The 15,007-nt window shown below is 52.4% G+C and carries 11 protein-coding genes; 6 read left to right on the top strand and 5 right to left on the bottom strand.

Annotated elements, in window-relative coordinates; genetic code table 11:
* Positions 1-40 precede the first annotated feature (40 nt).
* A complete protein-coding gene (locus ACFR81_RS05850) occupies positions 41-940 on the bottom strand; it encodes a LysR family transcriptional regulator (RefSeq protein ID WP_068171795.1) in 900 nt (299 codons plus the stop codon).
* 158 nt (positions 941-1,098) lie between these two features.
* Here ACFR81_RS05850 and ACFR81_RS05845 point away from each other — a divergent pair, with 158 nt between their 5' ends.
* From ACFR81_RS05845 to ACFR81_RS05825, 5 genes are all read left to right on the top strand, one after another.
* Entirely contained in the window at positions 1,099-4,581 is a 3,483-nt protein-coding gene (locus ACFR81_RS05845) for a bifunctional proline dehydrogenase/L-glutamate gamma-semialdehyde dehydrogenase (protein ID WP_343874088.1), read from the top strand.
* Between the two features lie 236 nt (positions 4,582-4,817).
* Positions 4,818-5,204, top strand: a complete 387-nt coding sequence (gene gcvH, locus ACFR81_RS05840; protein ID WP_068171799.1) for a glycine cleavage system protein GcvH — start codon at positions 4,818-4,820, stop codon at positions 5,202-5,204.
* Positions 5,205-5,418: 214 nt separating this feature from the next.
* Complete coding sequence (locus tag ACFR81_RS05835; RefSeq protein WP_068171803.1) at positions 5,419-5,871, top strand: FHA domain-containing protein; 453 nt, start codon at positions 5,419-5,421, stop codon at positions 5,869-5,871.
* Positions 5,871-6,656 (top strand): transcriptional regulator FtsR, encoded by a 786-nt coding sequence (gene ftsR / locus ACFR81_RS05830; RefSeq protein WP_083147291.1) that lies wholly within the window; start codon positions 5,871-5,873, stop codon positions 6,654-6,656. Before ACFR81_RS05835 ends, ftsR begins: the two co-directional genes overlap by 1 nt.
* Before the next feature lie 277 nt (positions 6,657-6,933).
* On the top strand, positions 6,934-7,527 hold the full coding sequence (locus ACFR81_RS05825) for a MerR family transcriptional regulator (protein WP_068171841.1): 594 nt from the start codon (positions 6,934-6,936) through the stop codon (positions 7,525-7,527).
* Between the two features lie 65 nt (positions 7,528-7,592).
* Here ACFR81_RS05825 and ACFR81_RS05820 read toward each other — a convergent pair whose 3' ends face one another.
* Positions 7,593-8,672, bottom strand: coding sequence for a ParA family protein (locus tag ACFR81_RS05820; RefSeq protein WP_343874080.1), 1,080 nt, complete (start codon positions 8,670-8,672; stop codon positions 7,593-7,595).
* A 306-nt stretch (positions 8,673-8,978) separates the two neighbouring features.
* Between ACFR81_RS05820 and ACFR81_RS05815 the strand changes: the two genes are divergently transcribed.
* Complete coding sequence (locus tag ACFR81_RS05815; protein WP_145177037.1) at positions 8,979-12,428, top strand: pyruvate carboxylase; 3,450 nt, start codon at positions 8,979-8,981, stop codon at positions 12,426-12,428.
* 773 nt (positions 12,429-13,201) lie between these two features.
* Here ACFR81_RS05815 and ACFR81_RS05810 read toward each other — a convergent pair.
* From ACFR81_RS05810 to ACFR81_RS05800, 3 genes are all read right to left on the bottom strand, one after another.
* Positions 13,202-13,474 (bottom strand): LexA family protein, encoded by a 273-nt coding sequence (locus ACFR81_RS05810; protein ID WP_083147292.1) that lies wholly within the window; start codon positions 13,472-13,474, stop codon positions 13,202-13,204.
* A gap of 394 nt (positions 13,475-13,868) precedes the next feature.
* Entirely contained in the window at positions 13,869-14,486 is a 618-nt protein-coding gene (locus ACFR81_RS05805) for a hypothetical protein (protein ID WP_343874076.1), read from the bottom strand.
* Positions 14,487-14,808: 322 nt separating this feature from the next.
* Positions 14,809-15,007 (bottom strand): transposase family protein (locus tag ACFR81_RS05800; protein WP_377148671.1); only part of this gene is annotated, 199 nt, incomplete at its 5' end.

Genomic DNA, 15,007 nt, shown 5'->3' with positions numbered 1-15,007 from the left:
TTTAGTGACCCTTAGGTTAGGCACCTGGAACAATCATGAATCAAACTTCGGCATCGCGGTGTGCCGCCCACTTAAGGGCATCGCGAACCGCGCCTATGGAGAGCTGATCTTGGCTTTCTCGACGGGTAACCATAAAGATTTTCCGAAAATGTTCCTGGGTAGTCTGCAATACTTTCACGCCATAAAGGCCGCCGGAACTTTGCACAATAAATTGAGGCACAATTGCCGCCGCGTACCCAGCTCGTACCAGATGAAGATGGGTGATGACGTCGTCAATATCGAAATCGACACGCGGTTCAAACCCGGAGGCTCGGCAAAGGTTGATAGCCCACTGTCTGCTGGTGTTGCCGGTATTTTCAAAAACCCAGCGTAGATTTTGGGCCTCGGTGAGCTCTTCGGCATCTGTTGCTTGGGGCGCAATGATGTTTAGACGGTCTTCGGTGAGCAATTCGTAAGAGAGTTCTGGAATCTCTGGAATAAAGTGGTTGGGATACGTCTCGGCGATAGTGAGGTCGAATTGCCTACTCTTGGTCAGATTGAGACCAATTTCGGGTTCTATCTGCATCGCGTGGAGCTGAACCGCTGGGTGGTTTTTCTGCAGATATTCAAGGGCTGCAGGTAAAAGAGCGAGGGACGCCGATTGAAAAATAGCGATGCGCACTGTTCCTCGAGCTTCTCCGGTGAGGCTCTCCACCCGTGTTTTCATTGAGTCAAACTCTTCTAGAACTCTGCGCGCGCCTTCAACTAGCACCAACCCTGCGGTGGTGAGCTGAACGCCTCGTCCAACTTTCTGGATCAGCGCGGTACCGGCTTCTTTTTCGAGAACAGAAATTTGCTGGGAGATAGCAGAGGATGTGAGGTGCAGTGTTTTTGCTGCTGCGGTGAGGGTTCCGCGTTCATGAATTTCAAGCAGCATGCGTAGGCGGCGAATGTCATACATGGCATCTCCTGAGACAAACAAACCATTAACTATTTCTTAACTGTATCAGTGAATAAGATTCATTTTTCCTAATACTGTGTTTGCGGTCATAGCGTGTTCCAATAGAGAGAGCATCAACGCCGCTTACGGGCGGCACCCTAGAATCGTTGGGAGATTCCGTGGAATACACTTTCACCTCTGATCACTACCAGCAGCTTGCTGAGCGTGCACAGAAACTCGTTCAAGAATGGCTTAAAGAAGCGCAGAACGTACCTTCCGATCAGGCAGCGGAAATGCTGGCTGGCGTACTCAAAGACCCTAACGGCCTGGACTTCACCGTAGGCTTCGTGGACACCGTCGTCCGCCCTGAAGACGCTTCGGTCGCCGGTACTAACCTTTCTAAGATTTCCTCCCTCGCCCCTGCCTTCCTTCCCTGGTACATGAAGGCTGCCGTTCAGGCTGGTGGCGCGATTGCTGGCAAGGCATCTTGGCCTACCGTTCCCGTTGCACGTAAGGTGCTGCGTGAGATGGTCAGCCACCTCATTATCGACGCACGAGATGAAAAGCTGGGCCCCGCTATCAAGCACCTCACTGAGGGCGGCAATAAACTGAATATCAACCTGTTGGGTGAGGCAGTTCTGGGCGATAAGGAAGCGGAGCGCCGCCTGAGCGAAACCAAGCGTTTGCTCTCCCGCGACGACGTCGATTACGTTTCCATCAAGGTCTCGGCAGTTTCTGGCCCCCATTCGCACTGGGCGTTTGATGAGGTTGTAGAAGAAGCTGTCCGCCGTCTGACTCCGCTCTATGAGCTGGCAGCTAACTCTCCCAAGAAGAAGTTCATTAACTTGGACATGGAAGAGTACAAAGACCTCGACATGACCATCGCAGTTTTCACCAAGATTCTCGACCAGGAGCACCTGCGCGATCTTGAAGCAGGTATCGTACTGCAGGCTTACCTGCCCGATACCTTGGCGGCTATGCAGCACTTGCAGGAATGGGCTGCCAAGCGTGTTGAAAACGGCGGTTCTCGCGTGAAAGTTCGCCTGGTAAAGGGCGCTAACCTGTCGATGGAAATCGTTGAAGCTGTTGTTCACGGCTGGGACGTGACTACATGGGATTCCAAGCAGCTCACCGACACCAACTACAAGCGCGTACTCGATTACGCTTTGCACCCAGAGCGCACCAAGAATATTCGCTTGGGCGTTGCAGGTCAGAACATCTTTGATATCGCTTTCGCTCTTCTGTTGGCAGAAGATCGTGGCGTGGAAAATGACGTTGAGTTCGAAATGCTCATCGGCATGGCTGATCAGTTGGGCGAGGTTATCCGACGCCGCGTGGGGCACATTTTGCTCTACACCCCGGTTGTTCGCCCTGAAGAATTCGACGTCGCAATTTCTTACCTGGTACGCCGTCTGGAGGAAAACGCTTCGTCTGAGAACTTCATGAGTGCCGTCTTCGATCTGCACCAGAGCGATGAGTTGTTCCAGCGCGAGCAGGCTCGCTTCATGCGTTCGCTCAATTCTGTAACCGATGAGGTTCCCGGCCCTAAGCGTACTCAGAATCGTTTGGAAGAAACCGCTCAGACTGTGTTCCGCCCTCGTTTTGGGTTTGAAAATGCTCCCGATACCGATTCTTCACTGGAGCAAAACCGCGTGTGGGGTCGTGACATTCTTGAACGTTCCAAGACAACTGAAATTGGTCTTCAGGCACTTAAAGATAACGAGCTTTCTTCAGCCGCTCAGGTGGATGAACTGATTGATTCTGTTATCAATGCCTCTAAGCCTTGGGGCGAGAAGTCAGGTGCTGAGCGCGCTGAGGTTCTTCGCAATGTGGGTGTTCAGATTGGTCTGAATCGAGATAAGTTCCTGGAGGTAATGGCTGCTGAAGCCGGTAAGACCCTTGACCAGGGCGACACCGAAGTTTCCGAGGCAATTGACTTTGCTAACTACTATGCTCTACTTGCTGAAAGACAGGAGAAGATGGACGGCGCTTCGCCGGTTCCAGTCAATCTCACCTTGGTAATCCCTCCGTGGAACTTCCCCACCGCTATTCCTACTGGTGGTGTTCTGGCTGCACTTGCTGCAGGTTCGGGCGTTATCTTCAAACCTGCGACTCTCACCGCCCGCACTGGTGCGCTCATCGCAGAGATTCTCTGGGAAGCTGGAGTACCCCGCGAGTTGATGCGCCTCATTAAGGTGACTGATAAGGAAGCTGGAAAGAAGCTCATTTCCTCACCTGCTGTGGACCGTTTGATTCTTACCGGTGGTTATGAAACCGCTGAAACCTTCCGTTCATGGCGTAAGGATCTGCCCCTGTTCGGTGAGACCTCTGGAAAGAACTCTATTATTGTGACGCCGAATGCGGATCTTGATCTTGCAGTCAAAGACGTCGTACAGTCGGCATTTGGCCATGCAGGTCAGAAGTGCTCGGCTGCTTCAACCGTCATTCTGGTTGGTAGCGTTGCTACCTCCAAGCGTTTCCACCATCAGTTGGTAGATGCGGTGCAGTCTTTGCATGTGGCTTACCCCCAGGATATTGAGTCTGAGATGGGCCCCGTCATTGCACCTGCTGAAGGCAAGTTGCTTTCCGGTTTGACCGAACTGGGAGAGGGGGAGCACTGGGTTATTGAGCCCAAGAAGTTGGATGAATCCGGTCGTTTGTGGTCGCCCGGTGTTCGTGCCGGCGTCAAACCTAACTCTGAGTATCACTTGACCGAGTACTTTGGTCCTATTCTTGGCGTCATGACAGCTAAGACTTTGGAAGAAGCAATTGAGCTACAGAATGCAACTGACTATGGTTTGACTGCCGGTTTGCATTCGCTCGATTCCGGCGAACTTAAGTTGTGGCTTTCCAAGGTTCAGGCGGGCAATCTCTACGTCAACCGCGGTATTACCGGTGCTATCGTGCAGCGTCAGCCCTTCGGTGGTTGGAAGAAGTCAACCGTTGGATCCGGTACCAAAGCGGGTGGCCCTAACTACCTCACCGCTTTGACCGACTGGGAGTCCAAGGAATCGCAAAGCACCGCTTCACCTACCTCGGTGGCAGTTCGCGAAGTAATCGGTGCGGTGCGCGAACCTTCCTCGGTCGATCAGAGCGAGCTTGAGTTCTTGCTGCGCTCGGCGTCCTCTGACTCCCTCGCATGGAATTCTGAGTTTGGTATTGGTCATGACCCCAGCCAGCTCGGTGTTGAGCGCAATATTTTGCGCTATGTGCCCCAGGCAGTTCAGGTTCGTGCAGATTCAGATGCAAGCACTCACTCCGTTGTACGTGTTCTGCTAGCTGGTTTGGCCGCAGGTGCACCGGTTTACCTCTCCACTGCAAAGCCGCTTCCCGTGGCTGCGAGCGGTGCACTAGAGAACCACGGTGTGAAAATCACTGTGGAACCAGATGCTGAATATCGCCAGTGGCTCAGTAAACAAGCTCAGCGTGATGTGCGCGAATTCGAGGGTGGCCCTTTGGAAGGTTCTCGTATTCGCCTGGTAGGTTCGGACGCCGTTGGCATCTTCGAAGCCCTCGGTGGGCGTCCTGACATTGCCGTCTACACCCAGCCTGTCACTGAAGCTGGCATGATCGAAATGCTCCCGTTCCTCAAGGAACAGGCTGTTTCGATTACCGCTCACCGCTTCGGCAACCCTAACCGCTTCTCCGAAGGCGTTATCTAAGGGTAAGAGCTGAGTAAATGAAGGAGGTAACCTCGCCGGGGGTTACCTCCTTACCTTAAACATCTCGTGCACTTTGAATCGTGAAGTGCACGAGGCACCGGCAAATATGAGATACTTAATGTGAGCGCAATCGCTATTGAGCGTTTGCCTCTTTGCACGCAGGATTCACTCCATAGCATCGTGCGCTCGGCCGCTTATGAAGAGGGCTACCGCACGCATTTGAAAGGAAAGCCATTATGAGCGAAGTACCCGCAAATCTTTCTTACACTGCTGAACACGAATGGGTTACCAGCCTCACCGACGAGGGTACCGTTCGTATCGGTATTACCGACCACGCACAGGATTCCTTGGGCGATGTCGTTTATGTTGATCTTCCTGAGGTTGGCGACTCCCTCGAAGCTAACGAAAGCTTCGGTGAGGTTGAGTCCACTAAGTCTGTTTCAGATCTTTTTGCACCCATCAATGGTGAGGTTGTAAAGATTAACGAGGCCTTGGAAGACGACGCAGCACTGGTTAACTCTGATCCTTATGGCGAGGGCTGGCTCATCGAGGTTAAGCCTGCAGATGAGGCAGAACTTGAAGGTCTTTTGGATGCAGAGGGTTACAAAGCTGAAATCGGCTAATCCCGTAGATCTGTAATTACCGGCTACTCTTTGAAGCAGCCGGTAATTTTTTTGCTTAAATCTGAATAATTCTATGCAAGATTGAGGCTTACTGGCTAAGATTGGACGAGAGCTTCAATGTTTACCGATTCGTGACCATTGAAAATCCCTAAAATCCTGCCGCATCCTGGCTTTTTGCCTTATGAGGGTGCGTTATTTCATTGAGGAAGTATAGATGCCCAATAACGAGGCTCACCCCCAAACATCTGCTCTGACTGCTCTTGCTGCGAATGCGCAGCTTGGCGGGCAGCCTGCCTACGCACCTACCCAGGAGGAGCTAGCCGCTATTGCGACTCTTCCCGAGGGGTCAGCTTTGCTGATTGGTACGAACGGTGAACTTCGCGGTGCACGTTTCTTGCTGAATATTGAAACGGATGAGACCGGCGCCGTCAAGCCTATCGTAGCTGGTCGTAGCCCCAACTCAGACGTTTACCTGAACGACGTCACTGTATCTCGCCAGCACGCAGCTTTCTTGCCCAACGCCGGTACTTTTGAATTGATTGATAATAATTCTCTGAACGGTACTTATGTGAATGGTGACCGTGTAGATAACGCATATCTGCAGAACGGATCGCAAATTAACATCGGTAAGTTCCACTTCTCGTTCTTCTTGGGCACCGGCAAATAATGTCGGAATTCTCAGAAACTCAGCAAGAAAAAGAGGGGACTGAGGAATCTCAGATTAAAGCGGCTAAGGACAAAACCATTGGGCAAGTTCTCAGTGCTTTAGATGTCGATTTTCCCGGCATTAGCGCTTCCAAGATTCGTTTCTTGGAGGACCGAGGATTGGTACACCCGCAGCGTACAAATACCGGTTACCGCAAGTATTCTGCTGCAGACGTTGAGCAGCTCCGGCTGATTCTTCTACTGCAACGGGATCGGTACCTGCCACTAAAAGTTATCAAAGAGCTGGTGGAATCCAACACTTTGCATGAAGTTGCAGTGGGGCCTGAGCCGGCGTCTACGTCGCCATCTGAGACTGCTCCGTCTCAGGAATCAGCTGAGTCTCAGCCTGCCCTGTCTGATTCTCCGCTGGCAAGCATCAAAGACAGCGGTGCCACCTATACTTTGCGTGAGCTCTCTGCAGCTGCTGAGGTAGATATGCCTCTATTGAGGGAACTGATTAACTTTGGGCTGATTAGGGAAAATAACGGTGTCTACGACGACTACGACGTCGTGGTCACCCGCGTTTGTTCCGAGCTGACCTCCCACGGTATCCAGCCTCGTCATCTGCGCCAGTTTAGAGCGGCTGCAGAGCGAGAAGTCGGTTTGGTTGAGACCGCTGTAGCTCCGCTGGCTTCGAGAAAAGACGAAGATTCCCAGGCGAAAGCGGCAGCCCGCGCGTCGGAAATCGCCCAGCTATGCTTGCGGCTTCACATGGCACTGGTTGCATCGTCAATGCCCAGCTTCTAAACCTGCAATTTCTTTTAAAACCACTCCTGCGCGTGTTAAGCTAAGGAGTCCTGAATGCGGCAGAGATGCCGCATTCAGAATTTAAAAACAGCAATATTCCATCAGGTGCACCCCGGATTAACCGAGGATTGCGTTGCCGTGGCGGTATTATTGCTAGAGTCCCTGTTTACACTACGGTTAGGATCACCACATGGTAGCTAACGAGAACGCCGGCTCTGCACGCTCGGCCTCATCGGTTCGTCCATTGAACTCCGCTACCGGTTTCGCCGCAGTGCCGATGGATCAGCCTCTTTTGGGGTTTGATGCCGTGATGCCTACCGAACCTCCTCAGGGAGAGCAGGGCGTCCTCTTTACCGATTCGCTGTCTTTGGTGGATGAAAATCTTGGTTATCGAGGTCCCACCGCATGCAAGGCTGCCGGTATTACTTACCGTCAGCTTGATTATTGGGCTCGTACCAAGCTGGTTACTCCCACGGTGCGTTCTGCATCGGGTTCGGGTTCTCAGCGTCTTTATTCTTTCCGCGACGTTCTCGTGTTGAAAATTGTGAAGCGCTTACTCGATACCGGCGTGTCTTTGCAGCAAATCCGCACCTCGGTGGAGCATCTGCGCACTCGCGGGGTAGAAGATCTTTCGGGTATTACCTTGATGAGCGATGGCATATCAGTCTACGAATGCACCTCACCCAATGAAGTCATTGATTTGGTGCAGGCTGGTCAGGGTGTATTTGGTATCGCTATCGGCCGCGTCTGGCGCGAACTAGAGACTAACTTGGCAAAGCTGCCGGGCGAGAGTACCCAGAGCTTGGATGAAACTGAAATACAAGATGAGCTGCACGCTCGTCGCGTTCAAAAAGCAGCATATGGCTCTTAAAAATTGAGAAACTTGACAATGAAAAAATGACCCCGATTCCTCGGGGTCATTTTTTGTGAGCCTGTTTAGTTCAGCAAGCCTTCGAGAAGGTCAGTTAGCTTCTGAGCAAAGTCTTGCGCTGCGGGCTCAGGCCAGAAATGTACGGGGTAGGCAGAACCCTGAATACGCTGGAAAGACTCGAACTCGGGGAGTGAGGGGACAGCTACCAGCTCGCCAAAGAGGGTAGTCATTTCTTCAATGCGGTAGTTATGCTCGGGGTTGTTATCTTGCACCTTATTGATGACGACGGATGCCGCACCCACCGAATACTCAGAATTTTGTTCGAACCGGGCAATGGCGCGAAGGGTTCGCTCTGTACCTGCAACGGAGAACAGCGATGGCTCTGCAATAGAAATCACGCGGTCAGATGCTGCCCATGCCATAGAGGTGAGCCTGCCAAGAGTGGGTGGGCAGTCTATGAGCACGAGATCGTAGTCTTCTACTTCACCATCGAGAAGTTGACGGAGGCGGGGGAGAGCTTTCTTCAAAGTCAGTGATTCGAGGGCTGTGGTTGCCGCTGAACCGCGCACCACATCTACTGAGCCACAGCGGAATCCAGCAGGATTGGTGAGTTCTTGGTGTTCCTCAACGCTATCGGTTTCTAGGTCGGGATTCGCGGTTTCGTCTTCGTATTCCACCTCTACAGCGGAAGTGTCTTCGGTAACGTACTCGTAGCCTTCATCCAGCTCGTCGTAGTTAGACTCCCCGTATTCTTCAGCGCGGGAGTCATCATCAATCGCTGATCCCTCTGCAGTATCTACCGCATCCTCTGCCGGGTCTTCGGTATCTGGCTCTTCGTCATCCTCAGCGAAGTCTTCCGCCTCATTTTGAAGCTGGCGTTCCATGACTGCTTTTTCTGCTAGAGCATTCCATCCGGAGGGGACTATTTCTTCAGAGAGAGTAAATTTCTTGGGACGGGAAAGCATGGTGCCGACGTCGGTTCCGCCGTCTTCGACAGCCAGGCCGGTGCTGGCGTCACCGTGGGGGTCCATATCGACCACTAGAACACGCATGTCTGCGGCAAGGGCTGCTGAAGCTAGTCCTAGAGTGACCGATGTTTTGCCTACGCCCCCTTTGAGGCTGCTGATACTCACCATAAGAGGCATGAAATTGGTCCCCCAATAAATCGTGTGCGAATGCTCGACGTAAACCGAAAAAGCTTTAAGTAATGCTATCGAATCTCGTCGTAACTCTTAGGCAACCTTAGTCCCCAATTCAGTGATAATTTCTCCAGATTTTTCCCGAACTATTCAAATCAAAAGCTGATTGAAGATAAATATTTCCACTTTATGAACTATTGAGTTGACCAATACGTAGATACAAGTACTGATGGTTTACGGTATTAGTAATGCGGCACACTGGCGTGTGTCTTGTCTCTACCAACTTTCTGAGACTGAGAGGAACACATTTCTATGTTTGAAAAAGTTCTTGTAGCAAACCGCGGTGAAATTGCCGTTCGTGCTTACCGAGCTGCCTATGAATTAGGCGCAAAGACTGTCGGCGTCTTCCCTTACGAAGACCGCCATTCGATTCACCGCCAGCAGGCGGACGAAGCTTACCCAATCGGCGAAGAAGGGCACCCCGTTCGCGCCTACCTGGATATTGATGAGATTATCCGCATTGCCAAAGAAGCCGGTGCAGATGCCATTTATCCCGGATATGGATTTCTTTCGGAAAACCCCGATTTAGCCCGTGCAGCGGCTGAAAACAACATCACCTTCATCGGTCCAGCTCCCGAAGTGCTAGAACTAGCAGGCAATAAGGTGGAAGCGCTCAAAGCCGCGCGCCGAGCCGGAATTCCTGTGTTGAATTCTTCGGAACCTTCCACCGACACTGACTACCTGATCGCTGAGGCAGACAAGATCGGTTTCCCCGTCTTCGTTAAGGCTGTTGCCGGTGGTGGCGGTCGCGGTATGCGCCGTGTTGAGACCCGTGAGGCTTTGCCCGATGCACTGGCTGCTGCCATGCGTGAGGCAGACACAGCTTTTGGCGACGCTACCGTCTTCTTGGAACAAGCTGTACTGCGCCCTCGCCATATTGAGGTGCAGATTCTGGCGGATAACGAAGGCAACATCGTGCACCTCTTTGAACGCGATTGTTCGCTGCAGCGCCGCCACCAGAAAGTTGTGGAAATTGCACCAGCGCCGAATCTTGACGAAGAAATCCGTCAGGCGCTCTTCCGCGATGCGGTTAAATTCGCCAAAGAACTGGGTTACCAGAACGCCGGCACCGTGGAATTCTTGGTTGATACCGCCGGTGAACGCGCTGGTCAGCACGTCTTTATTGAGATGAACCCGCGCGTGCAGGTGGAACATACCGTCACCGAAGAAGTCACCGACGTCGATATTGTGCAGTCGCAGATGCGTATTGCGGCAGGCGAAACCCTCGAAGATTTGGGCATCCGCCAAGACGAACTCCACGTGCGCGGCGCCGCTCTTCAATGTCGTATTACCACCGAAGATCCTGCCAACGGCTTCCGCCCCGACGTCGGCAAGGTAACCTACTACCGCTCCGCCGGTGGCTCTGGCATTCGTTTGGACGGTGGCACCGTCTACACCGGTGCTCAGATTTCCCCGCACTTTGATTCCATGCTGGTGAAGCTTACCTGCCGCGGTCGTACCTTCCCCGCAGCGGTGCAGCGTGCCCAGCGGGCGTTGGCGGAATTCCGTATACGCGGCGTCGCAACTAATATTCCGTTCCTGCAGGCTGTGTTGGAAGACCCCACATTCCGTTCGGGCGATGTTTCCACGCCGTTCATTGACGAACACCCTGAGCTGGTCAACAAAAAGCCGCTGGGGGATAAGGGCACAAAGGCACTACAGTACCTTGCTAACGTAACGGTGAATCAGCCGAACGGTCCTCGGATTGAAGGACCTGACCCCCGTCAAAAGCTCCCTCGTTACCCTGGGGATAAGGTAGAAGAACCCTTCCGCACCCCCTTCGATTCATCTAACCATGAGCCTCCTGCCGGTTGGCGCAAGAAGCTACAGGAGCTGGGTCCCGAGGGATTCGCCAAGGCTTTGCGCGAATACAAGCCTGTGGCAGTCACCGATACGACGTTCCGCGATGCTCACCAATCGCTTCTTGCAACGCGCGTCCGTACTCGTGATTTGCTGGCGGCAGCTCCTGCAGTGGCTCACGTAACCCCCAATATCTTCTCGATTGAGGCATGGGGCGGTGCAACCTATGATGTAGCTCTGCGCTTCCTCTCCGAAGACCCTTGGGAACGCCTGCGCTATCTACGCGAGGCTATGCCTAACATTCCGATTCAGATGCTTCTGCGCGGTCGCAATACGGTGGGTTATACTCCCTACCCGGTTGAGGTAACCGACGCGTTCGTGAAAGAAGCTGCCGAAACGGGCGTCGATATTTTCCGTATCTTCGATGCGCTCAACGACGTTTCACAGATGACTCCGGCTATTGAGGCTGTTCGTAAGACAGGCACTGCCGTTGCCGAAGTGGCTTTGTGCTACTCGGGTAATCTGCTTGACCCCAACGAGAAGGTCTACACCCTCGATTACTACCTCGATTTGGCTCAGCAAATTGTGGACGCCGGTGCACACATTCTGGCTATCAAGGACATGGCGGGACTTTTGCGCCCCGAAGCAGCTCGCCAGCTGGTGACTGCTCTGCGCGACCGTTTCGACTTGCCGGTTCACCTGCACACCCACGATACTGCCGGGGGACAGGTAGGAACGCTGCTTGCCGCTGTTGAAGCGGGAGTGGACGCCGTCGACGTCGCCACTGCAACCATGGCAGGTACTACCTCGCAGCCTTCGTTCTCCGCATTCGTTGCTGCTATGGATGGCAACGCTCGTGAGCCTGAGATTGATTTGGATGCGGTTCTTTCGCTCGAACCCTATTGGGAAGCAGTGCGTAAGATTTACAAGCCGTTCGAGAACGGCCTGACCTCGCCGACAGGTCGCGTGTACAACCACGAGATTCCCGGCGGACAGCTATCCAACCTGCGTGCGCAGGCAACCGCTTTGGGCTTGGCGGATCGCTTTGAGGCGATTGAGGATATGTACGCCGCCGCTGACCGCATGCTCGGCCATATTGTGAAGGTGACGCCGTCGTCCAAGGTAGTAGGCGACCTCGCTCTGCAACTAGTGGGCATGGGAGTTGACCCTGAAGAATTTGAGAAGAATCCGCAGAGCTTCGATATTCCCGACTCGGTGATTGGCTTCCTCAACGGCGAGCTGGGCACTCCGCCCGCCGGCTGGCCTGAGCCTTTCCGCACAAAGGCGCTGGAGGGCCGTAAGCTGTCCAAGCCCGGTGTGAATGAGCTGTCTGATGAAGACCGCCAGGCTCTCCTGGGCGATTCGGAAATCCGCCGCGCCACGTTGAACCGCTTGTTGTTCCCTGCACCAACCCGCGAGTTTGAAGCGGTACGTGAAGAATTTGGCGACGTTTCCATTCTGCACACCCGCGACTTCCTCTACGGCATGATGGAAAACCGTGAACACGTGATTTCCCTCGGTAGGGGCGTACGTTTGATTGCCACACTGCAGGCGATTTCCGAGCCTGACTCTAAGGGTATTCGTCACGTGATTTGCACCCTGAACGGGCAGTCACGCACCGTGGAAGTTCGCGATAACTCGGTTGAATCAAATGTGAAGGAAGCAGAAAAAGCAGATCCTTCAAATAAGGGTCATATCTCAGCTCCATTTGCAGGAGGCGTGACCGTTACCGCTAAGGTCGGCGATAAGATTTCTGCTGGTGACCAGGTAGCAACCATCGAAGCGATGAAGATGGAAGCCTCAATCACCTCGCCGATTGGCGGCACCGTTGAACGCGTAGTGTTCGACGACGTCGCTCAGGTACAGGGCGGAGATCTGCTGCTGGTGCTGAAGACGGACTAGGGAGCTTATTCATAAGGTTCTTTTGATGCCGAACAAGCACAGCAACGGTGAACTAACCTTCTCGCCTGGCTCGCTGGCGCTCGCAAAGGCGATTCATGCCAGACCCAGCCAGTTCACCTTACTGCTGTGCTTGTTCGGCATTCCCATCCTATGAAATAAGCAGTTTGTACCAGATAGTGCACGAGGTACCAGAAATTTTCCCAGTACAGTGTGCGCTATCTGGTACAAATGCTTTCTGCTCAAGCGGGCAGTTAGGGATGCTCCGGCTTGAATACACGAAAAGCGTTGAATGCTCACCAATTCCGTTGGGCAATCAACGCTTTTTGTGTACTCAAATTACAGGACGTCGCTGGGATAAGTTCAGGTTTTAGTAGCTGGCTGGATGCTGCATCATCAAGCCAAATAACAGACTCATTATGTAATCGAGGCCTGATTATTTATTAACCATTCAAACCATCGACGAGGAAATATACTCCCCCTGCTATTGCAGCAACGATGGGTGCAAGTAAGAGAGCTCGATGCTTAGAGGTACCCCATCTAATGTTGAAAAGTGAGAGTACTAAGAGCTCTATATGAGGACGGTTTTCTGGGGGAGTTATCTTAACGCTTTTCCAGTTCACATGCTGATAGGTCAATAGAACAGAGCCTACGAATATGGCAAATAAACCCAGCAAAATAAGAGCCCAGCCTGTATCTGTATTTGAAAAAATCTCTGACTCCTCTGGCTTAGGAAACCATAACCCGTTGGCGATGATACCTATTCTTCTCCATAATCAAGCAGTCCTGCAATAAGTTGTTGACCAAACCCTTCCTTCGACTCCCCGTTGATGGTGACAATAACTCACGACGCCGAAGATGGAGTAACCCGTCTCGGGTTCAACAGGGATAACAGGGTACTTGGAGTTTTCCGGTAGCAACCAACCGCTGCTGCGCCGATCAACATCTGTCCGTTTAACAGTGAACTCACCATCCAAAGAAGCGACGACGATTTTCCCCGTCTCCGGTGTGATAAAGCGGTCAACGACGATCTCATCCTGGTCATAAATACCCTAGCCCTCCAGCGAGTTCCCATATATATATGTAAGAAGCAGGTATTGGCAGGGTCTTTGACCAGTATTTTATTCAGATCTATCTGGGTATGCTGATAATCCTGAGCAGGGGAAGGAAACTGAGAAAACCATACCCCTGTATAGAACAGAGTTCTGACAAGATAAGGACTCATCATGAGGAATTGGTGAGTCCACTAGTAGCATGTGTGAATCCTGCTCACCACGTACGGGTAGCGACGATAAGAGCTAAGAGACATCACCCCTACCCGCCGGACCTCTTATCACTCTTTAACGAAAGGCGGGAGAGGAACAGAACTGCTCAACTCTCCCACAATTCCTCACACTCACAACGACCCATGGCAGAGCCATATCGTCTGCCACATCATCCTTCCTAAAAAGTATTACTCCACCCATTACTCTTCGTCGCAGTAGCAACTGCACCAGAGGCAGAAGTCACAGTCGCTGACTGCTCATAATGATAAATCCGCGAGGGCAACGTTGTCCCTGTTTGACAGGAGGAGACAAACTTAAAATTCGAACTCGTAGGCTGAGTCCACGACGTACCCGAAACCGTAATAGGACACGTATAAGTTGAAGTGTATTCACGGAAAACCACCCCGTTATAGGTCGTGGTTTTACCGCTAGCTACTGGAACACTCCAACACGTGGAAGTGTTAGCGACTCGGGTGAACGTGGTTCCAGACTGCACTGGTAACCAGTAGGAGCCTTTAGGATTGGTTACTTTAGATGTGCTTTTAAGATTGTTAACAGTCAGGTAGGAGTTTTGAGTGCTTAGCTGGCTGATTTGAACCTGCACCTTACCGGCACATGAGTAAGGGGTGACGGTTTGCCCTGAGGCGACCGCCCAAGCGAAATAAGTAGAAGATGCAATCGCAACCGTAGCTGAAGCAGAATAGGCCGGTGTGGTCACCGAGGCGATGATAACCGGTGCAGCCCAGGCTGCGCCTTGAGTGAGGCTTCGTCGACTGATTTGGGGGTTATTAGTCATGACCTATTCGTTTCGTTTTTTCCGTATACTTGTTTTCTTTCATCTCATCGTACCCACAAAATCGCTGCCCCTGCATGATAGGCGACACTATTAAGCTCTGAGGGCGCTATGCGTCCAAAGATATTCCCTGGGGTTTTACCTGAAAAACAGGAGGGTAGACGTCCAGAGCTACTTTTAAGAACTATTAGGAATTCACACGCGTTAAAGTTTAACCGGAGTAGACATTTCCCTAATTTCATCAGATATGGGTGACGGCGAGTAGCTTAAGAGGCGTCGCCGGTATAGGGGCAGGTTTTAGCTTCTAGAGTATATGGAGGCTTATTCATAAGGGGTCCGAAGCCGCAAAAAAAATCAGCGCCCGCACCACCGAAAACACCTGCAAATAAACACCGAGCGGCCGACGGAAGCCCGTATGTAAAACCCGCCAGGTCTTCACCTGCGCAATCGTCCGTTCAACCACCGAACGTAACCGATTGATCCTCCGATTATTCTCCTTCACCCTAGCCCTCATCCTTGCACCC

Source organism: Rothia amarae (assembly GCF_042677725.1).
Lineage (GTDB): Bacteria > Actinomycetota > Actinomycetes > Actinomycetales > Micrococcaceae > Rothia > Rothia amarae.
This window is presented reverse-complemented; position numbering and strand designations above follow the sequence as displayed.

Coding starts and splice junctions, on each gene's coding strand:
- ACFR81_RS05825 (WP_068171841.1), top strand. CDS start 6,934: ATGGATCAGCCTCTTTTGGGGTTTGATGCCGTGATGCCTACCGAACCT.
- ACFR81_RS05815 (WP_145177037.1), top strand. CDS start 8,979: ATGTTTGAAAAAGTTCTTGTAGCAAACCGCGGTGAAATTGCCGTTCGT.
- ftsR (WP_083147291.1), top strand. CDS start 5,871: ATGTCGGAATTCTCAGAAACTCAGCAAGAAAAAGAGGGGACTGAGGAA.
- ACFR81_RS05850 (WP_068171795.1), bottom strand. CDS start 940: ATGTATGACATTCGCCGCCTACGCATGCTGCTTGAAATTCATGAACGC.
- ACFR81_RS05805 (WP_343874076.1), bottom strand. CDS start 14,486: ATGACTAATAACCCCCAAATCAGTCGACGAAGCCTCACTCAAGGCGCA.
- ACFR81_RS05835 (WP_068171803.1), top strand. CDS start 5,419: ATGCCCAATAACGAGGCTCACCCCCAAACATCTGCTCTGACTGCTCTT.
- gcvH (WP_068171799.1), top strand. CDS start 4,818: ATGAGCGAAGTACCCGCAAATCTTTCTTACACTGCTGAACACGAATGG.
- ACFR81_RS05820 (WP_343874080.1), bottom strand. CDS start 8,672: ATGCCTCTTATGGTGAGTATCAGCAGCCTCAAAGGGGGCGTAGGCAAA.